17 protein-coding genes are annotated in these 19,656 nt (G+C 39.6%); 11 read left to right on the top strand and 6 right to left on the bottom strand.

Features of this window, described 5'->3' with window-relative positions; all coding sequences use genetic code 11:
• The first annotated feature begins 115 nt into the window (after nt 1–115).
• The 4 genes from AACM45_RS10235 (at nt 116) to AACM45_RS10220 (ending at nt 8,707) form a co-directional block, all read left to right on the top strand.
• Nucleotides 116–3,217 (top strand): UvrD-helicase domain-containing protein, encoded by a 3,102-nt coding sequence (locus AACM45_RS10235; RefSeq protein ID WP_339142474.1) that lies wholly within the window; start codon nt 116–118, stop codon nt 3,215–3,217.
• A gap of 2 nt (nt 3,218–3,219) precedes the next feature.
• Nucleotides 3,220–4,413: a glycine C-acetyltransferase gene (gene kbl / locus AACM45_RS10230; RefSeq protein ID WP_339142472.1), complete on the top strand. Its 1,194-nt coding sequence runs from the start codon at nt 3,220–3,222 to the stop codon at nt 4,411–4,413.
• 113 nt (nt 4,414–4,526) lie between these two features.
• Nucleotides 4,527–5,900 (top strand): OmpA family protein, encoded by a 1,374-nt coding sequence (locus AACM45_RS10225; RefSeq protein ID WP_339142471.1) that lies wholly within the window; start codon nt 4,527–4,529, stop codon nt 5,898–5,900.
• A gap of 68 nt (nt 5,901–5,968) precedes the next feature.
• Complete coding sequence (locus AACM45_RS10220) at nt 5,969–8,707, top strand: PD-(D/E)XK nuclease family protein (RefSeq protein WP_339142470.1); 2,739 nt, start codon at nt 5,969–5,971, stop codon at nt 8,705–8,707.
• A 5-nt stretch (nt 8,708–8,712) separates the two neighbouring features.
• Here the strand turns inward: AACM45_RS10220 and AACM45_RS10215 are convergent, their stop codons facing one another.
• The gene (locus AACM45_RS10215) at nt 8,713–9,423 is read right to left on the bottom strand and encodes an SDR family oxidoreductase (RefSeq protein ID WP_339142468.1); all 711 of its coding nucleotides are present in this window, start codon (nt 9,421–9,423) and stop codon (nt 8,713–8,715) included.
• A gap of 84 nt (nt 9,424–9,507) precedes the next feature.
• On the opposite strand from AACM45_RS10215, the gene AACM45_RS10210 reads away from it, so the two are divergent.
• Complete coding sequence (locus AACM45_RS10210; protein WP_339142466.1) at nt 9,508–10,587, top strand: mevalonate kinase family protein; 1,080 nt, start codon at nt 9,508–9,510, stop codon at nt 10,585–10,587.
• Nucleotides 10,588–10,590: 3 nt separating this feature from the next.
• Nucleotides 10,591–11,463 carry a sugar phosphate nucleotidyltransferase gene (locus tag AACM45_RS10205; protein WP_339142464.1) on the top strand — a complete coding sequence of 291 codons (873 nt, stop codon included), beginning with the start codon at nt 10,591–10,593 and terminating at the stop codon, nt 11,461–11,463.
• A gap of 69 nt (nt 11,464–11,532) precedes the next feature.
• Here the strand turns inward: AACM45_RS10205 and AACM45_RS10200 are convergent, their stop codons facing one another.
• The 5 genes from AACM45_RS10200 to AACM45_RS10180 form a co-directional block, all read right to left on the bottom strand.
• A complete protein-coding gene (locus AACM45_RS10200) occupies nt 11,533–11,934 on the bottom strand; it encodes a nuclear transport factor 2 family protein (protein WP_339142463.1) in 402 nt (133 codons plus the stop codon).
• Between the two features lie 206 nt (nt 11,935–12,140).
• A complete protein-coding gene (locus AACM45_RS10195) occupies nt 12,141–12,521 on the bottom strand; it encodes a hypothetical protein (RefSeq protein ID WP_339142462.1) in 381 nt (126 codons plus the stop codon).
• 6 nt (nt 12,522–12,527) lie between these two features.
• Nucleotides 12,528–13,055 carry an RNA polymerase sigma factor gene (locus AACM45_RS10190; RefSeq protein WP_339142461.1) on the bottom strand — a complete coding sequence of 176 codons (528 nt, stop codon included), beginning with the start codon at nt 13,053–13,055 and terminating at the stop codon, nt 12,528–12,530.
• Nucleotide 13,056: 1 nt separating this feature from the next.
• Entirely contained in the window at nt 13,057–13,422 is a 366-nt protein-coding gene (locus tag AACM45_RS10185; protein WP_339142460.1) for a hypothetical protein, read from the bottom strand.
• 32 nt (nt 13,423–13,454) lie between these two features.
• Entirely contained in the window at nt 13,455–14,204 is a 750-nt protein-coding gene (locus tag AACM45_RS10180; RefSeq protein WP_339142459.1) for a DUF3471 domain-containing protein, read from the bottom strand.
• A gap of 269 nt (nt 14,205–14,473) precedes the next feature.
• Here AACM45_RS10180 and AACM45_RS10175 point away from each other — a divergent pair, with 269 nt between their 5' ends.
• The 5 genes from AACM45_RS10175 (at nt 14,474) to AACM45_RS10155 (ending at nt 19,547) form a co-directional block, all read left to right on the top strand.
• Nucleotides 14,474–15,067, top strand: a complete 594-nt coding sequence (locus AACM45_RS10175; protein ID WP_339142458.1) for a DUF4202 domain-containing protein — start codon at nt 14,474–14,476, stop codon at nt 15,065–15,067.
• Nucleotides 15,068–15,373: 306 nt separating this feature from the next.
• Nucleotides 15,374–15,979, top strand: a complete 606-nt coding sequence (locus tag AACM45_RS10170; protein WP_339142457.1) for a precorrin-2 dehydrogenase/sirohydrochlorin ferrochelatase family protein — start codon at nt 15,374–15,376, stop codon at nt 15,977–15,979.
• Nucleotides 15,957–16,328, top strand: coding sequence for a DUF7009 family protein (locus AACM45_RS10165; protein ID WP_339142456.1), 372 nt, complete (start codon nt 15,957–15,959; stop codon nt 16,326–16,328). Before AACM45_RS10170 ends, AACM45_RS10165 begins: the two co-directional genes overlap by 23 nt.
• A 268-nt stretch (nt 16,329–16,596) precedes the next feature.
• Nucleotides 16,597–18,402, top strand: coding sequence for a DUF5060 domain-containing protein (locus AACM45_RS10160; RefSeq protein ID WP_339142455.1), 1,806 nt, complete (start codon nt 16,597–16,599; stop codon nt 18,400–18,402).
• Between the two features lie 23 nt (nt 18,403–18,425).
• Nucleotides 18,426–19,547: a serine hydrolase domain-containing protein gene (locus AACM45_RS10155; RefSeq protein ID WP_339142454.1), complete on the top strand. Its 1,122-nt coding sequence runs from the start codon at nt 18,426–18,428 to the stop codon at nt 19,545–19,547.
• Nucleotides 19,548–19,656 lie beyond the last annotated feature (109 nt).

The raw sequence follows: 19,656 nt of genomic DNA, 5'->3' as shown, positions 1-19,656 counted from the left end.
TGTTATATGTTTAAAAGTTATTATTGTGTTCATCAAAAATACAATTTTAACAAACAGATTTTGAAAAATATATGTTAACAAGATGGTAAGAATCCGTACTTTGCAATAAAATCACTTGAGTACCCCAGGGTTTAAAATATATAGCGCATCTGCCGGTTCTGGTAAAACCTACCAACTTACCAAAAGCTATTTGAAACTAATCTTAAACCCGAATGCAAGACAAAAATACAAACAGCTACTGGCCCTTACATTTACCAATAAGGCGGTTGGTGAAATGAAGCAACGCATACTTCAAAGCCTATACCATTTTACCCTACCAAAAAATGAAAACAAGAGCATTGCCCTATTCAGCGAAATACAGCTTGCCTACAATTATACGACCGATGAACTCAGAGAACGCTCAAAAAGTGTTTTGAAGCAGTTACTGCACAACTATGCCTTTTTTGAGATAGCCACCATTGACAAATTCAACCACAGGATCATAAGAACATTTGCAAGGGATTTAAGACTGTCGCAAAATTTTCAAGTAGCCCTCGATACCGAATCACTTTTGAACGAGGCCATTGCCAGGGTACTCAATAAAGCAGGTTTAGATCATGAATTGACAAAAGTACTCATTGACTTTACCTTTGAAAAAATTGATGATGACAAAAGTTGGAACATTAGTCATGACCTCAGCCAAATAGGGAAAATCTTGTTTCAAGAAAGCCATAGGCCCCATACGGTAGCCTTATATGAAAAGTCTATCGTGGCATTCACCAATTTAAAAAAGTCAATCAATTTAAAACTAATGGATTTGACCAAAGAGATTGAGGCCGATGCTCAAGCGGCACTTGAAAAAATACATGAAATGGGGTTTGAGGCAGACGATTTTCCGAGGGAAACACTTCCCAACCACTTCAAAAAATTAATCGCCGGGGAATCGAATCCAAAAACATTGTACGCCAACAAGCTCGAAGAAAACCTTATCAACGACAAAATCCTAAAGGCAAGTGCAGGCAAATCATCAACGGAACTAAGTATTTTGTTACTAGAGCACTATCTTGAGATAAAAAAGAGGATATACACCGGCAAGTTCTACCGTAACGCTTACAAAAACATCTTATCACTGACCTTGATCAATGAGATTTCTAAAGAGGTCAAAAATATTCAAACGGAAAAAAACCTTCTAAGCATTTCAGAATTCAATAGTATCATTTCAAATGAGATAAAAGACCAACCCGTACCCTTTATTTATGAACGCTTGGGAGAACGGTACAAGCACTATTTCATTGATGAATTTCAAGATACTTCACAAATGCAATGGGAAAACCTCATTCCATTAATCGGAAATGCCCTTGAAAGCGAGGATGAAAAGGGTGAAATAGGATCTTTGCTTTTAGTAGGCGATGTAAAGCAAGCTATCTATAGATGGCGCGGTGGTGAAGCACAACAATTTTTACAACTTTTGTCAAATAGGGATTACCCCTTCGCTATAAGGCCAAGCGTCAACACGTTGGAGAAGAACTGGAGGAGCTACAGTCAAGTCGTAGCCTTCAACAACGCCTTTTTTTCTTTTGCCGCCCAAACACTGGGCAGCCCTGATTACCAAGCCCTCTTTGAACTAGGCAATAGACAACAAAGTAATGCGCAGATTGGGGGTTATGTCGAAGTGTGTTTCTTGCCAGAAGAAAAAGAAAGCGAAATTCATCCCCATTGTTTAAAAACACATCATCTTATTCAAGAAATCTTATCAAAGGGTTTTGAATATGGTGATATCACAGTTTTGGTCAGAAACAATAGGCAAGGTGTAACCATTGCAGATTTTTTGGCCCAACAGCATATTCCGATTGTCTCATCAGAAGCACTAATGCTCAAAAATAATCATGAGGTTGCTTTTTTAATCACCCTGTTGTACCTGATTATCGATTTAGGGCAAAAAGAGTATCGCTTTAAGATTCTGGAATATCTGTCTGAAAACACCGGTACCGATCATGACTTCATTTTTAAAAACCTGAGCCGTTTAGAAAAACTGCTGCTTGTTGATTATGGCTTTGATTTAAGTGCCATACAGCTGCTTGCCACTTATGACATTATAGAATTGGCGATACTACGATTTGACCTCGTGCAAGACTCCAACGCGTATATCAACTATTTTTTGGATGAGGTTTTCGAATTCTGTCAACAAGAGAGCGTTGCCGTACACGACTTTTTATTACACTGGGAGCAAAAGAAAGATAAGCTCGCCATTGTCTCACCGACAACTATCAATGCGGTTAGTATTATGACCATCCATAAATCAAAAGGATTGGAATTCCCGTTTGTCATCTTTCCCTTTGCCGATAGTAAAATAAATGATAGCGCCAAAACCAATGCAGTCTGGGTTCCGGTAGACCCGAACGAATTCCATGGATTTAACGAGGTCATGGTAAGGGCCTCAGAAGAAATTGGATACTATTCAGAAGAAGCAAACCGGTTGTACCTTGAAGAAAAAGAAAAATCTGAACTTGATGACTTCAATGTGCTATACGTTGCACTGACCCGTGCTATTCATGGATTGTTCATAGTATCAAACGAATCAAAGACGACTAAACAGGTATCATACGGCTCTTTGTTCAAAAGCTATCTCGAATTTGGCAAATACTGGGATCCTTCAAAAACCACCTATCAATTCGGTAAAATTTTACCCAATAACAAAACAGTTGAAGACCAAACGAGTGAATTGACCATACCTTATATATATACCTCAAAACCATACACCGATTTTAATATGGTCAAATCGGCATTGTCATCTTGGCAAGACGACACTCTCGAAGCAGTAGCAAAAGGAAATTTATTACACTTGGCATTATCAAAAATAATTGATGAAAATGATATCGAGCCCAGTTTGACGGCACTCATCGCATCGGGCGAATTGAACATAGCGTTACGTGAAACATATAAAGGCCTTCTCGTTGCCATCGTTACCCATCCTAAATTGAGACCATACTTCAGCCAAAAATCAAAAGTGTACAACGAAGTCGAAATCTTAAGTTCGACTGGTGAGGTATTCAGACTTGATCGACTTATCTTAAATAACGATCAAGCTATAATCATAGATTATAAAACCGGAAAACCTTCGAAATCACATATAAATCAAGTACAGGAATATGCTGCTATTGTCTCAGAAATGGGGTATTTTGTAACGGATAAAATACTTGTCTATATTGACGAATCGGTCAATCCAATATTTGTTTAGTTATGTACGGAAAAATCAAAGAAAATTTACAGCAAGAACTCGAAAGCATCAAAGAGGCCGGTCTTTACAAAAAAGAGCGCGTTATTACCTCACCCCAAGATGCAGTTATAAAAATCAGCACTGGTGAAGAGGTCATCAATTTTTGTGCGAACAACTACCTGGGGTTATCAGCGCATCCTGAAGTAATAAAGGCTGCAAAAGATACTTTGGATTCCCACGGTTTTGGAATGTCATCCGTTCGTTTCATTTGCGGCACGCAGGACATCCATAAAGAACTGGAGGCCAAAATCGCGGACTTTTACCAAACTGAGGACACCATTCTATATGCTGCCGCCTTTGATGCCAACGGAGGGGTTTTTGAACCGCTCTTGACCGCAGAGGATGCAATCATTTCAGATTCCCTCAACCATGCCTCCATAATTGATGGTGTTCGACTATGTAAGGCCAAAAGGTATCGTTATGCCAATAATGATATGAAAGATTTGGAGGCCCAGCTTGTAGCCGCCAATAACGATGGTTCAAGATTTAAAATTATAGTGACCGATGGGGTATTTTCCATGGATGGGCTTGTAGCCCCCTTGGATGAAATATGCGACTTAGCCGATAAATATGATGCCTTGGTGATGATCGATGAATGTCATTCTGCAGGATTTATAGGAGAGACCGGGCGTGGAACGCTTGAAGAAAAAGGGGTAATGGGTCGAATTGATATTATTACAGGTACCCTTGGCAAGGCGTTGGGTGGTGCAATGGGTGGCTATACAACCGGGAAAAAAGAAATCATAGAAATTTTAAGGCAACGATCTAGGCCGTACCTCTTTTCAAACTCTTTGGCGCCTGCTATTGTCGGTGCATCCATAAAGGTTTTCGAGATGATTGAAAATGACACCTCGCTAAGGGACAAGTTGCATGCGAATACCCTGTACTTTAAAAAAGCCATGCAAGAAGCAGGGTTTGATATCATTGATGGTGATTCTGCGATTGTGCCCGTAATGTTGTACGATGCCAAGCTATCGCAACAAATGGCAGATATGTTACTGCAAAAAGGCATCTATGTCATAGGGTTCTTTTATCCTGTAGTACCGAAAGAAAAAGCACGTATTAGGGTACAATTATCGGCGGCTCATGAAAGAGCACATCTCGATAAGGCGATTAACGCATTTATTGAGGTTGGTAAAGCTTTGAATATCGTTTAAATGCTCAAAAAAATCCATGTAATGCGTTAAAAAAAATAAGAATTTGATTTTGTTAATAATTCTTAACAACTTACATTTGCAGCTGATAAACACTTAAACTTAAAATTTTGAACATGAAACATGTAAGCAAATTTCTAGTTGTTGCCTTAATGGTGTTAGGCTTAAACAACATACAAGCGCAAGACGAAAACAATCCGTGGCAGGTGAGTTTTGGTGTGAACGCTATTGACGTTTTTCCGACTAACGACAATTCTACGAGCACCAACTTACCAGCATATGAAACGGGTTCTCTTTTCAGTGAATATTTCAATACGAATGACCACTGGAACATTATCCCTTCAATATCCTATATTGGTGTTTCAAGGTATATCGGCGATGGTTTTTCTGTCGGGGCTAGAGGTTCGTTGAATAGAATAGAAAATTTAGGGGATGTTCAAATTGAAGATGTCTCTCATTACGCAATTGACGGTACTATTAAATACAACATCCTAAAAAACACCACAATTGACCCATTCGTTGAAATCGGTGGTGGTTATACTTGGGTAAATGAAATAGGTGCAGGTACTTTTAATGGAGGTATCGGTGCTAACGTTTGGTTCTCTGATAATGTTGGTTTAAACTTTCAGACCCAATACAAGCATGCTTTTGAAGATTATGGGGTTACCCATTTTCAGCACTTAGTAGGTTTGAACATCAAATTTGGTGGAACTGACACTGATGGTGATGGTATATATGACAAAGACGATGCTTGTCCAGAAGTTGCTGGTTTAGAAGCATTCAATGGTTGTCCTGATTCTGATGGTGATGGCATCGAAGATGGTAAGGATAGCTGTCCTGACCAAGCTGGTTCTAAAGAAATGAACGGCTGCCCTGATGCCGACGGTGATGGTATTGCTGATAAAGATGATGCTTGTCCAAACGAAGCTGGTACTGCTGCTTTGGCTGGTTGTCCTGATGCTGATGGCGATGGTATTGCTGACAAAGACGATCAATGTCCTAGTGAGGCAGGTCCATCTGAGAATAACGGATGCCCTTGGCCAGATTCTGATGGTGACAGCGTTTTAGATAAAGATGATCAATGTCCTCAAGTTGCCGGTACTGTTGCTAACAACGGTTGCCCTGAAGTAACTGAAGAAGTTCAAAAACAATTGAACGACTACGCTAGAACTATTTTGTTCGATACAGGTCGATCTTCTATCAAAGCAGAGTCTACTTCTGTAATGGTTGATATCATCCAAATTTTGAATGAATACCCAACTGCTAAGTTTACCGTAGAAGGTCACACTGATAGTGTTGGTAGTGCTAAAAGAAATCAAGAATTGTCTGAAGAGCGTGCCAATTCAGTTAGGGATTTCTTGATTGACAAAGGAATCGGCGCTGATAGATTGACAGCTATTGGTTACGGTGAAGAAAAGCCTATCGCCACTAATAACAATAGAGCTGGTAGAGCTCAAAACAGACGAGTTGAAATCAACTTAGTCAAATAAGTTTAAGTAACAACACATTTCAAAAAGCCTCGACATTTATTGTCGGGGCTTTTTTGTATTTATGCCTAATGAAAACCTTTCTGAACTATTTAGTACAGACTGTATTAAATGCCCATGGGTCATTTAATGACATTATCTTTGTTGTACCGAGCATACGTTCAGCTACTTTTCTAAAAAACCATATTTCCCATTCGATCAGCACCCCTATTTTCGCTCCTACAATCTTGAGTATTGAAGAGTATATCACCCAATTATCCCAACTTCAGCCCGTCACTCGTACAGAAGTGTTATTTGACCTCTATGAAATATATAAAAATGCCCCCTTCACTGATAAAGATGATTTCTACACTTTCAGCCAATGGGCACCGACCCTTCTCGCCGATTTTGATGAAATAGATCGTTATTTAGTTCCCCCATTAGAGCTCTTTAATTACCTGACCGAAATCAAGAAGTTGAAGGCATGGGCAACCGATGGAAAGTCAACAAAATTAGTCAACAACTACATCGAATTTAGCAAAAGTATCGCCGGTTTATACCAAGAACTCACAAAACGGCTTTTGGAAACCCATAAAGGATATCAGGGTCTACGGTACCGAAGAGCCATAGCTAATCTCGATAGTTATCTTAATCAAAAAGACTTGAAGTCACATGTTTTTATTGGGTTCAATGCCTTGAATACTGCTGAAGTTCAAATTATACAAACCACTCTGGAGACTACAAATGCCTCAATTTTTTGGGATCTTGACACTTATTTTTTAAATGATCCCATACACGATGCTAGTTACTTCATAAAACAACACCTAAAAAACTGGAGTTACTTTTCAAGACACAAACCCCTTGGTTTTTCAACACATTACCTTACTGATTCGAAAAAGATTGAAATTACAGGAATTCCCAAGTCCATATCACAAACCAAGTTCATCGGATCACTCCTTAAAGACTTATATAGTCCTAATAAAACCATAGCATTGGTATTAGCAGATGAATCGTTACTGCCCGCAATACTCAATGCCATTCCAGAAGAGGTGAAGAACATTAACATTACCATGGGGTTTCCTCTTAAACAAACCTCAATTGCCAGCTTTATAAACCAGTTTCTTGATTTTCATATTAATCGTACGGAAAGAGGTTGGTATTACAAAGACCTGATTCGATTGTTATCGAACCCTATTCTGAAGTACTTTCTCGATTCTGAACAAAGTACTATTTCGTCAAACATAGTGAAGCATATTACCAAATACAACCATACCTACTTGACCGCCGCTAGAATTCAGCAAATAGCCCCTAGCGATGAAGCGCTTCGAACAGCCTTACTGTTTCCAACACAGCTGCCGGATTCCGGTGCATTCGTCTCCTTGTGCGACAATATATTCACAGCTATAAAAAAGGTCTTTATAGAAAAAAAGCTGCGTGTTGAACTGGAAAGTGTACACCTCATCTCAAAACTCTTCAACCAGTTAAAAGCGTACACTGATAACTTAGATTACCTTAAAGACCTTAGGGCATTAAAGAGTATTATTCTAGAGTTAATAACTTCAGAAAGTCTAGATTTCAAAGGTAGCCCTATAGGCGGCTTGCAGATTATGGGAATGCTTGAGACCAGAACCCTTGATTTTGATACCGTAATCATCACTTCGGTCAACGAGGGAATACTACCCGCCGGCAAGACCAATAATTCGTTTATCCCTTATGATGTCAAAAAAGAATTTGACATGCCCACATTTAAAGATAAAGATGCTGTCTACACTTACCATTTTTATCGTTTGCTACAGCGTGCAAAAAATATCTACTTGACCTATAATACGGAACCCGATGTTTTAGAGGGTGGCGAAAAAAGTAGGTTTATCAATCAATTGCTTACCGATGAAAATATCAATGCCTGTATCAAGCATCAAATTGCAACACCTAAAATACCCATACAGGAAAGGGGCAAGAAAAAAATAGTCAAAACAGCACAGTTACTTGAGCAACTCAAGATTATGGCCAACTCTGGGTTTTCCCCTTCTTCGTTGACCAACTATATTACCAATCCGTATACCTTTTACAAACAAAATGTTTTAAAAATTCAAGATGTACCCACAGTCGAGGAAACGATAGCCCCAAATACCTTTGGAACCATTGTACACGATGTTTTGGAAGAATTGTATACGCCATTGATAGGGCAAACCCTTACCGAGGAATCGCTACTCGAAATCAAAAATAATACAGAGCGTATCGTTCGAAAGCACTTTCTAAGAACGTATTCGAACAGCACTATTGATAAGGGTCAAAATCTTATTGTTTTCAGGGTGATACTTAAATATATTCTTTCGACCATTGATTACGAAATAAAACAGATTGGCACGCATAGTATTTGCATTATAGGACTGGAACAAAATTTAAAAGTCGATTTAAATATACCAGGGTTAGGTTTTCCCGTCCGTTTAAAAGGGAAATTGGATCGTATCGAGTACAGAAATGGGGAATTATGCATTATTGATTATAAGACCGGAAATGTGACCCTTAGCGAGCTTGAAATAGATACGTTTACTGATTTGATAACCACTGACAAAAAAACGAAGGCTTTCCAATTGTTATGTTATGCCTTTATGTATGGTTCCGTTGGTCAACACCAAAACGTTCATGCAAGTATCCTGCCCATTAAAAAAATCAATTCCGGTTTACTTGATTTCTGTGTTAAAGAAGGCAGTAGGCCCGTAACCAAGAACAAATCAATCCATGATTCCGTACGACAGGAATTTGAAAAGGTACTGACACAACTCATTTTAGAGATCTTCAATCCATCAATTCCCTTTGAGGATATTTAGGGCAACTATTTCAAATCAGGCCTTGTAGGCCTTACCTCAATCTTACTGGGTAAGGTTCGAGGGTGCATTTGCAATAAATCCACAACCAGCTTCCCAATATCTTGTGGCTGTATCTTCCAGGCATCTTTCTTAGAAGGCTCATTTCCATTAAAATACGTTGCAACGGACCCCGGCATTATCGTAGTTACCTTGATATCATATTTTCGTAAATCGAGCATGGCTGCTTGGCTAAAACCAACCACTCCAAACTTTGAGGCGTTGTACCCAGCGCCTTGTGCAAAGAAGTTGGTACCCGCCAAACTTGCCAAGGTCATGTAATATCCCTTCGTAATTTTTAAGGCAGCTATGGAAGCCTTAAGTGTGTAAAACGCCCCTGTCAGGTTAGTATCCAACATTTGATGCCATTGTTCGAGGCCCATCTCATCTATTGGCGCAAAATTCCCTACACCAGCATTGGCCAAAACCACATCCAATCGACCCCAGGTATTATTGATCGTCTTAATGGCGTTCTCTTCATCCGTAAAGTTCGTAACATCCGATTGTATCGTCAGTACTGATGAAGAATTACCAAGATAATCTTTGGCAACTTCCAAGGTTTCTTTATTACGGCCGCTAATAACAACCCGCATCTTTTTTTTCAATAATGCCTCTGCAACACCTAAACCAATGCCCTTACTGCCACCGGTTATATAGGCCACCTTATTTGTTAGATCCATATCGCCATATTATTGCCTTAAATATACCATCTTATCATCAAAAAATTCTAATTTCATCATCGGTCTTATTGCTTGATATTTTATATGACACTTTGTAAAGCCCCAGGAAGAATCTGTCTGTTCGGTGATCATCAAGATTATTTACAGTTACCTGTCATCGCATGTGCCATAGATAGGTATATCACGCTTGAAGCCAAGGAAACTCATTTGCCATACCTTCAAATTGCGTTTTCGGATTTGAACACCGAACGCAAAATACCCATACCTTTTCGAATCGAGGGCTATGACCCTTCAGACACGTTCATTGCTGCTGTAAAAGTATTGCGAAAGTACGGGTGTATACCTGACAAAGGATATAGTATAGCAATTGAGGGGAACATACCCATTAACGCCGGTTTATCAAGTTCCTCAGCCCTATTAGTATGTTGGATACATTTTTTAATTCAGACTTTTGGCCTTGATTATTCCAATCATTCTTTGAATAACGAACTTATCGCTCAAATTGCCTACGAGGCAGAGGTACTGGAACAGAAGGGCCCTGGGGGAAAAATGGATCAGTACGCCATAAGTGTAGGTAAGATTATTTATTTAGAGACCGATGTGGATTCAAAATATCAGGTAATTGAAGCCAATCTACATGGTTTAGTGATCGGTGAGTCAGGTATTCCAAAAGATACCCTAGGTCTTTTGGCAGACAGGCGAAATCTAGCATTGGAAAGTATTGAATTTTTTAAAAAGCGTGATGAGGGATTCGAGATTAAAAATATCACTGAAGATGTCTTGCCCCAATATCTTGACGAACTGCCACCAGACATAAAACCTTTTTTCTCCGCTGCTGTTCAAAACCATACCATTACGCAAAAAGCATTACGAGAGTTTTATAAAGAGCCATTGGATTTTCTGAAAATTGGTCGCCTAATGAGTGTGCATCATAAAATTCTGAAAGAAGCCCTAAAAATTACCGTACCACAAATCGATGCCATGGTCGAAGCCGCATTGGCCACAGGTGCCCTTGGGGCAAAAATCGTGGGTTCTGGGGGCGGCGGTTGTATCGTTGCGCTGGCCCCGGGCAACGAAGAACAGGTAATCGAAAATATGCTTAAAGCGGGAGCTGTCAATGCGTACACGGTTTCGGTTGCTGAAGGTGCTTCGTCAAAAAACTAGCATATGTGTGATACTATTATAATTTTAGCAGGGGGAGCTTCATCTCGAATGAAAAAAGAAACTACAGCAGGGCATATTACCCAAAAAGATATTGCCCAAGCGAATACCCGTAACAAAGGGCTTATTGAAGTGGGTGAAGAAAAACTTCCCTTTCTACACTATCTTTTGTACAATATAAAGCAAGCAGGCCATACCAACGTTTTTATTGTTATTGGTCAAAATGACCAGCTTTTCCCTGCTGTTTATGGTCGTAAAAAGGCACAAAATGAATTTAACGGACTGTCTATTTCATTCGTTCGTCAATACATACCAAAAGACAGGGATAAACCCTTAGGTACGGCCGATGCTTTGTTTCAGGCCATGGAGCAGTATCCTGAATTGAAGGCCAGTCCTTTTCTGGTTTGCAATTGCGATAATCTCTATTCCGTAAAAGCGTTGCTCGCACTAAACAACCCAAAATACAAGAATGCCCTTTTAGGATATGATAGCGAGGGGCTACATTACGAGCAAGAAAAAATTGAAAGGTTTGCCTTAATGAAACTCGATGCCCAAAACCATCTGGTCTCGATATTGGAGAAACCACGTTCTTCTCAGGTAGAAGATTACAGGGATGGACAAGGGAAGCTCAGGGTCAGCATGAATATCTTTAAGTTTGACGGTCAACAGATATATCCATTTTTAAGGGATTGCCCACTTCATTCAGAACGAAATGAGAAAGAACTGCCCACCGCCCTATTGAATATGGTTACGGATTTTCAGGAAAGCGTTGTGGTCATTCCCATCTGTGAACACGTTATAGACCTTACCAGCAAAGAGGATATTGCCATCGTCAATGATCATTTGAAAAAGGAATATCCTAACGGATTACAATGGTAATTTACCAAAATGGAGTTAATTGTACCTTGCTTTGAAGCTCCATTTTATGGCTTTGTAACTCGTTTTGTTCTAACCATAAAGTTCGTTAAAGAACTTATTGACATCTTTTTGGCTTTGTGGAAAGTTATGTACTTCTTTAATCTTATGATTTTCTATTCTCCATAAAAGACAAGACATGGCATTTAAGTTCTCCAAATTCTCAATGTTGCTCCAATTTCTATGGCAATCAATAACGTAATCATCATTGACACCCATAATGATAGGCTCCGCCTTGAAAGCTCCTTTGGTAAGTGCTTTGAAAAATGCAAGTACTTCATCTATACCTATTTTGGTGCCGCTCAAGGGATGCTCGCCGGGAATATGCCATTTAATGTTTTTATCCAACACTTTTTTTATGCCTTCCATATTATTTTTGGAATACGCGTCAAAAAAATCATTGATTAAGGTCAAATTAGGATGTGTTTTCTGCATAAAGTTAAATTTTTGTGATGGGTTCTAATAAAGCAAAAGAGGGGCTGATTCCAGCGAATGCCAAGGCAGTAGTGGACGTTAATAGTGTTTTTTGAAAGAAATCCCTTCGTTTCATTTATTTACGATTTCGGTTTAAAGTAGCCTAAATTGCGTGAATTTTAACTTTCTAGAAAGTTAGTAGCGCAAATATTACAACATCCAAACCGTTATTTAGAGAACTCGGTAAGCAATCCCTCTCCACTAAGTGGATACACCAACTTAAAAAATCGTTTATAGTTATTGGCGAAGACGATTACGGCCACTATTGCAATAAAGAGAATTAGTATCGGCCATAAGTTAATAGCACTTCTAAAAAGTGTATTACCAAAAATTAGCATTAGCGAACAGGTCCCCATAAAAAACATCCCGATAAAAAAATAAAACATCGATTTCTTCAATCGAGATGCCACCTCCTTTTTATGGGCATGGCTATTATGGATTTTCTTCATTAAACTCCTTTCAAAGTCATTGGTCAAGCTTTTACGATTTGCATTTTCAAGCACTGATTCGATAAAATCATCTTTGAACTCCAATCTTTCGTTTTCCATAGCTATTTATGTTGTTTCTTTCCAGATTTTCCGTGTGTTCTTTCTGGCCCTATGTAGAATCACTTTTACGTTTGCCCTAGTCCAACCCGTAACATCCATAATCGTATCGATATCCAGTTCTTGTAAATAGAAAAGCTCTAACGCCAAACTTTCTTTGGTATTTAATCGTGAAAGCACCTGTTGGATCTTATCATTATAATCTTCTGATATGGGCTCAAAATGTTCGTGCAAAATAGTGTCGTCGCCTTCGTCTACCGAAATAAAGGTTTGGGTCTTTTTGAGCGACCTTAACCTCAAGAAGGCCTCATTGACAACAATGCGATAAAACCAAGATTTAAACTTTGCGGTTCTTTTGAAGGCCTTAAGTCCATGGAACGCTTTCATAAAGGCATCTTGGGTAACTTCTTCAGCATATTGTTCATCTTTTACTATTGATAAGGCTATATTAAATGCCATGTTCTTGTAGGTTTTGATGAAATAGGTAAATGCATCAACATCGCCAGAGAGCACCTTATCAATATAGATTTCCTCCATATCAGGTCCTCTTCTTTTTACTTATAAAATTTATGGTGAAAAATGAAACGCTTAAAAAAATACCAATGGTAGCGGTTATCAAAAAACCTTTAAATAATTCAAGATCGTTGTCTAGATACCGTATGAGAAAACCGATAGCCACAAAAGCTATACTTAGACTGCTTGTAACAATCGCCAATTGCAACCACGGAAATATGAATTTAACGCCATACTCTTTTTGGGCCTTTAAAATGTCTGAAAATTTCTCTCCTTTTTTAATGAGATAGATGCGTTCCCTATCCCTAGCTTTTTGATAGAAATACCATGCTAAAAATAAAGCAGTGATGGCGGCTACGGCTATAATGCAAAAGACTATCGATTCAATCATAATGTTGCTGTTTAAGTGTATTGGAATGTAGTTTATTTTCTTTCTGCCGTCATTTCCATTCCAGAACCTTTCATGAGCAGCCCGGTAACGGTACCTTTTTCATCTATCAGAAACTCAAGGTCATGGGTTTGGCCATCATCAATGAATTTGTGTTCTTCATAACAGTTGATCTTTACTTCTTGACCTTGGGAACCGCCATACAATTGTGCATCCTTTACGCGTATTGTCAAAACAAACTCTGGGGAGAATTCATACTCGCCTACATACTGGTTTAAGGCAGCCTCAGAAAGAGCTATCCTATTATTTTTTAGGTCAACTTGATTTTGATAGTGATTATAGCTCAACACCCTTGAAAGCTTCCATTCTTCTTTTTCAAGGAGCCATAAATGTGAATATGTGGCTTGCGTTTGTCCAAAACTATGCGAGCCATTTTGTATGGCACCATAAAGTTCTTCACCCCTGTACAATGGAAAAACCGCAACACTCCCTTTATTCAAGACCCTTTTCAAGACATTCGATCCGGTGCTGCATAAGTTATTTTTTATTGAAGCGATGAACTTTTTGCGTGATTTGGTAATACCATCCTTGTCGTGGTAGAATTCGATATCGTCCATAGTTAGTTTTTCTATTTGAGGTAGGTTACATTGATTGAACCCGACTTCGAATAGTAAACTGTCCTTTGCCATTAATACTCGATATAAATCGGTATTTTCTTGAGCTTGCGAATTTACTTTTACGACTGTCGCAATGAAAATAAGTGCTATTAACGTTTTGAACTTCATGATTTCTTTTTTAAAGTTTAGATTATTCTTTACCCTTAGGATACAGATTTGAGTTGAAAGGTTACATCTGGTAGTAATTATTTGTGTGTAATTGTATTTTGTTTCACAGGTTATAATCAAAACTTATTGTTAGAAAGAATGCCGTATCTCGTTTGAAGTGCTATTCCAAGTTGATTTACAAGACTGATTTTTTAGGCGATTACATAGCGTAAAACTTTGTGTATCTTGGCTTTTCAGAGTAAGACTTCCTTAAAAAATAAAAAGACCCTATGTCCGAATCCCATAAATTGTCAGAAGCATTTAAGCTCTTTGATAAAGCCAATAGCAAAGACCCGAATACCGTGATTATTTCTAAAAAATCGTTTCCAAAAGAGTTGTTATACGCTCAAAGAATGACTGAAACGCTTTCTGATTTTGCACCTGAGGCCTCAGAGGCCATGAAACTCACCGCACGTTGCCAACATATTAGCCGTTGGGAAATTAGCCGTAGTTCTTATGAAATGAATCGTTCAGGATATTTGAAATGGCGACAAGAATTGAAAAAATTCCATGCCGAAAAGGCAAGGGAGATTCTTTTAAAAGTAGGTTATGATAAAGAAACCATAGCCCAAGTTGAATTTCTTCTTTTAAAAAAACAATTGAAAAAAAATAAGGAGACCCAAACCCTAGAGGACGTTATCTGTCTAGTTTTTCTAGAATATTATCTTGAACCTTTCGCAACGAAACATGATTCTTCCAAAATAATCGATATTTTGAAAAAGACGTGGCGTAAAATGTCTGAAAAAGGACAAAAGGCTGCCCTCAACATACCATTTTCCAAAAAATCTTCTGAATTGATCCGTCAAGCCATTTCAACAACATAAAAAGGTTTTGATTCCTTTATGGGATTACTATTCAGGGCGCTACGCAAGAAACCGTCAACGATTCCGTCATGTATGTCGAAGCAAACCGTATGATACAGACCATCAATTTTCAAAATACTCTTTTGAATATTGGTATTAATGGTGCCTCCCTAGAATGTAGAACAAAAAACGAAGGTGAAAGTGGTACGGGGTATTCCATATAAGAACATATATCAGTCATATTGATGATAGATTATTCATAAATTCGGTACTTGGGGGCTAAAACCAATGACACTACAAATTATAATTTAAAGAGAATTGAAACGGATGGAGCGCAATGAATTGTACCCTGTTTTTCTAAAAGTGAGCAATTTAAACGTATTGATCGTGGGTGGCGGACTGGTAGCTGAGGAAAAGTTGACCTTTCTTTTAAAATCAAGTCCAAATGCCAAGGTGACCATGATCTCCCCCATGTATCGTGAAGGTACGATACGACTTGCCACAAAGCATCAAGTTACAATGCACCACGGCAAATACCGTCAAAAGTTTTTAAAGAACAAACATGTGGTGGTCGCTACAACCGATGTACCAAGTGTTAATGAAAAGGTATATCACGATTGCAGAAAGCATGCTATTTTGGTCAATGTAGCCGATAACCCACCCCTTTGTGACTTTTATATGGGGGGCATCGTTACGAAGGGCAATGTGAAAGTGGCGATTTCCACCAATGGCAAGTCCCCTACAACCGCAAAACGGTTACGACAATTTTTTGAGGATGTGATTCCCGAGAATATTGATGATCTCGTGAAAAACCTTAACGAATATCGCAAGACCATTAAAGGTGACTTTGAAGAAAAGGTGGAAACACTGAACGAGTTCACTAAGGGCTTGGTCAATAAAAAAGAAAGCAATGAAAATAAGGATCAAAAATAATTCGATACGGCTCAGGTTGACAAAAACCGAAGTGGATATGTTCGCCAAGACGGGAAAATTTACGGCGACCACGCAATTTGGAACGAAAACACTTACCTATGCCTTGAAAGCTAAGCCAAACATCTCAGAGGTCGAAGCCGATTTTGTAGGAGATGGGATTGTTGTTTACTTTCCAGAAGCTGCAAGCAAAACTTGGGCGACAAGCAACCGCATTGGCTATGACAACAACGTCGATTGGAACGATGAAACGAAACTTTCGGTATTGGTGGAAAAAGACTTTACTTGCCTTGACAATACCATCGAAGACCAGTCAGATAACTATCCAAATCCCAGATTAAAAAACAATTGAACGCCGTACTGAAAACTTTGAGCTAAAAAGCTATTGCTATGTACGAATACACTCTGGCCATGCGGCCTATTTCTGATGAAGTGAGTGATACGCTATAAAGTAAATAAAAGCATTGCATGTCATATTGATATTTCAGGCCCCAATGAATTGCAGACTTGTGCAACCCAAATGAAGCCCTTAGAAAACCTCATCTTCCAACTCTAGAATAAAAGCGGCGTTACAGGTAATGGAACACATTTCAGTATCTTAGTCAAACAAACCTAGTATCATGTGTTTTCGTTTATTTGGCCTTTTTATATTTTTCTTTTCGTTTTCTTTAGTAAAGACCTTTGCCCAACAACCGAACTATTGGCAGAACGAGCCCATTGTTCTTGATTTTTCCGTCGATGCCACTTCTGAAACAGCACCTATTAACCCGTTTACCGATTATCGCTTACAGGTAGATTTCACCCTTGGCAGCACTAGTTTTTCCGTACCGGGCTACTATGCCGCCGATGGCGATGCCGCGCAGACAAGCGCCTCGATAGGAGGGATTTATCGAGTCAAGTTCGTGCCTGACTCCCCAGGGGAATGGCAATATAGGGTCTCTTTTAAACAGGGCAAGGATATTGCCATATCGGCTGATGTCTATTCTGGAGATCCCATAAGACCGCACGACGGAAAAATGGAAAAATTACAGGTGCAACCAGCTAGGGAGAACGGTGGGTTTTTTACCACGAGAGGTAGGCTAATGCATCATTCAAGCGGCTATTTTCATACCCAAGATGGACAACCTATATTAAAATTCGGCGCCAACTCCCCAGAAAATTTTTTGGCATATGCCGATATTGACGGTACCTACTCGTATGATTCAGAAAAAAATTTCTTAAAGCAATGGCAAGCCCATGTCAAAGATTGGAGGGAGGGAGATCCTACTTGGCAGAACGGAAAAGGCAAAGGGATCATTGGTGCCCTCAATTACCTCGCATCAGAGAAAATGAACGCCATTTATGCCCTTAGTTTAAATATTGAGGGGGATGCCAAAGATGTATGGCCTTTTCTCAGTCATGAAAGAAAAGATTTTTTGCGGTACGACGTCAGTAAGTTGGCCCAATGGGACCTCATTTTTTCACATGCCGAAAAACTCGGTATCATCATACAATTGGTTACCCAAGAAAAAGAGAATGAACTCCTATTGGATAATGGGGATACCGCCCACGAGCGAAAACTGTATTACCGTGAACTTGTGGCACGATTTGGATACCACAAGAACATCATTTGGAATATGGGGGAAGAAAACGGTTCCGCGCCATGGTGGCCCCAAGGCCAAAGCGACCAACAACGTTTTGCCATGATACGCCATTTAAAGGATATTGATCCCTATAACAACCCTATTGTCATCCATACCTTGCCCGAAGAAGGACAAAGGAGCCCCATTCTTGACAAGCTTGTTGGTTTTGATAGGCTTGACGGAATTTCCATGCAGGTTTCCAACATAACCGATATTCACGAAGACATTAAAAAATGGATTGCCATATCGCAAAAATCCGAGAGATCTTGGGTCGTAAGCATGGATGAAATTGGCCCATGGCACACAGGCACCCCTGATGATGCCAATAATACCCGATTGGATTCTTTGCGAACCGAAGTATTGTGGTCTACATTGACCGCGGGCGGCGCTGGGGTAGAATGGTATTTTGGTTGGTTAAGGCCCCCAAATGACCTTAATGCCGAAGATTGGCGAAGTCGTGGCAAAGTCTGGCAACAAACTGCCATTGCCAAAGATTTTTTTGAGACCCTTCCCTATACCGAAATGGTCAATCTTGATGACAAGCTTAAAGGGAGTCCTGCCTATTGCTTTGGTCGAGAAGGCGATGCTTATCTTATTTATATAAAACATGGGGGTAAGGTGTCCCTTGATCTGACTGGTTTCCGATCCGATTATGAAATCCATTGGTTTGATCCACGTTTGGGGGGCAAATTGCAAAAAGGTTCCGTACGGCGTGTGGTCGGTGGTTCATGGTCAGATATTGGAAATCCGCCTTCAAAGAAAAATGTAGACTGGGCCGTGTTCCTCAAAAGAGTGCCCGATTAAACGCCCAATAACCAAATAAGCCAATGAAAAAACATTGTGTCCAAAAAATGGCACCCCTATTGGTTAGTGTCATTTGGGTCATGGCCTGTACTACCGGTACCGATACGTTGCCCATGGTTTTTCCGGACAAAGAATGGCAACAACGAAAACCCGAAGAACTGGGTATCGATCCAGTCAAGTTGCAAGACGCCTTAGCCTATTTGGCCTCAGAATCAGGTGAGGATGGTCTCGAAGAAGTATTTATAGTAAGAAACGGCTATGTGATTTACCAAGGGGATAGTGTGCATAAAAAGCACAACATATACTCTAGCAGTAAATCGTTTACCAGCACCGTATTGGGTCTTTTGAGCGACCAAGGAATCGTGTCTGAAGAAACCTATGCCAAGGAAATCGATACCGCCCTCACCGAATGGTACCCCGACCTCAAATTAAAGCATTTTTCCAGTATGACCTCAGGCTACAGTGCCCAAGGTGATAGCAGGTGGAATGAACCCAGCAAAGATTGGTCTTGGACGCCGTTCGCTATAGATTGGCCCTCATTTTCACCCGGAAACCAATATGCCTATTGGGATGAGGCACAAATGATGTTCGGTAGGCTATTGACCGTAAAAAGTGGAAAAACCTTAAAATCCATTTTTATGGATGGTATCGGTAACCATATTGGTTTCGGCGATTTTGAATGGTGGGGGGATTCGCAATTTGAGGGAATTTTTTTAAATAACGGGTGTACCGGGGTGACCATAAATGCGGAACAGCTCGCGAGGTTTGGACACTTTTATTTGAACCGGGGACAATGGAACGGTAGGCAATTACTTTCTGAGGAATGGATTGAAAAAGCCACCAAAAATCAAGTTTTTGCAAAAGAGGTCGCCGACACTGATCGCAATACCGTTGATGGCCGCGGCTGTTACGGATATAATTGGTGGGTAAATGGAAAAATGCCTAACGGTACATTTCATATGCCCGATGCCCCTCAATCCCTTTTTTATGCAAGCGGATTGCACAACAACATGTGCTTTGTCATCCCAGAATGGAATATGGTCTTTGTTCGAAAGGGAGAAGATGGAAACCCAAAAAAGGGAAAGCCTTACGTCTATAATGAATTCTTTAAAAGAATGGCATTGGCCGTCTCGGAGCTTCATTAATTCTTAAAAGTGGATATATTATCCTGGGAAGAGATCACCTTTTGCTTCTCCGAACTTTTGATATAAAATATTACAGCTTTAAAAAAACATTCCCCCTTTAAAAGTAAAA

Source organism: Croceitalea sp. MTPC5 (assembly GCF_036985505.1).
Classification (GTDB): Bacteria; Bacteroidota; Bacteroidia; order Flavobacteriales; family Flavobacteriaceae; genus Croceitalea.
Note: the sequence above shows the minus strand (reverse complement) of the source record. Positions and strands in the feature narration are given on the sequence as shown.

Coding starts and splice junctions, on each gene's coding strand:
- AACM45_RS10165 (WP_339142456.1), top strand. CDS start 15,957: ATGAAAATAAGGATCAAAAATAATTCGATACGGCTCAGGTTGACAAAA.
- AACM45_RS10170 (WP_339142457.1), top strand. CDS start 15,374: ATGGAGCGCAATGAATTGTACCCTGTTTTTCTAAAAGTGAGCAATTTA.
- AACM45_RS10200 (WP_339142463.1), bottom strand. CDS start 11,934: ATGCAGAAAACACATCCTAATTTGACCTTAATCAATGATTTTTTTGAC.
- AACM45_RS10155 (WP_339142454.1), top strand. CDS start 18,426: ATGAAAAAACATTGTGTCCAAAAAATGGCACCCCTATTGGTTAGTGTC.
- AACM45_RS10210 (WP_339142466.1), top strand. CDS start 9,508: ATGACACTTTGTAAAGCCCCAGGAAGAATCTGTCTGTTCGGTGATCAT.
- AACM45_RS10185 (WP_339142460.1), bottom strand. CDS start 13,422: ATGATTGAATCGATAGTCTTTTGCATTATAGCCGTAGCCGCCATCACT.
- kbl (WP_339142472.1), top strand. CDS start 3,220: ATGTACGGAAAAATCAAAGAAAATTTACAGCAAGAACTCGAAAGCATC.
- AACM45_RS10205 (WP_339142464.1), top strand. CDS start 10,591: ATGTGTGATACTATTATAATTTTAGCAGGGGGAGCTTCATCTCGAATG.
- AACM45_RS10215 (WP_339142468.1), bottom strand. CDS start 9,423: ATGGATCTAACAAATAAGGTGGCCTATATAACCGGTGGCAGTAAGGGC.
- AACM45_RS10195 (WP_339142462.1), bottom strand. CDS start 12,521: ATGGAAAACGAAAGATTGGAGTTCAAAGATGATTTTATCGAATCAGTG.
- AACM45_RS10225 (WP_339142471.1), top strand. CDS start 4,527: ATGAAACATGTAAGCAAATTTCTAGTTGTTGCCTTAATGGTGTTAGGC.
- AACM45_RS10220 (WP_339142470.1), top strand. CDS start 5,969: ATGAAAACCTTTCTGAACTATTTAGTACAGACTGTATTAAATGCCCAT.
- AACM45_RS10190 (WP_339142461.1), bottom strand. CDS start 13,055: ATGGAGGAAATCTATATTGATAAGGTGCTCTCTGGCGATGTTGATGCA.
- AACM45_RS10160 (WP_339142455.1), top strand. CDS start 16,597: ATGTGTTTTCGTTTATTTGGCCTTTTTATATTTTTCTTTTCGTTTTCT.
- AACM45_RS10175 (WP_339142458.1), top strand. CDS start 14,474: ATGTCCGAATCCCATAAATTGTCAGAAGCATTTAAGCTCTTTGATAAA.
- AACM45_RS10180 (WP_339142459.1), bottom strand. CDS start 14,204: ATGAAGTTCAAAACGTTAATAGCACTTATTTTCATTGCGACAGTCGTA.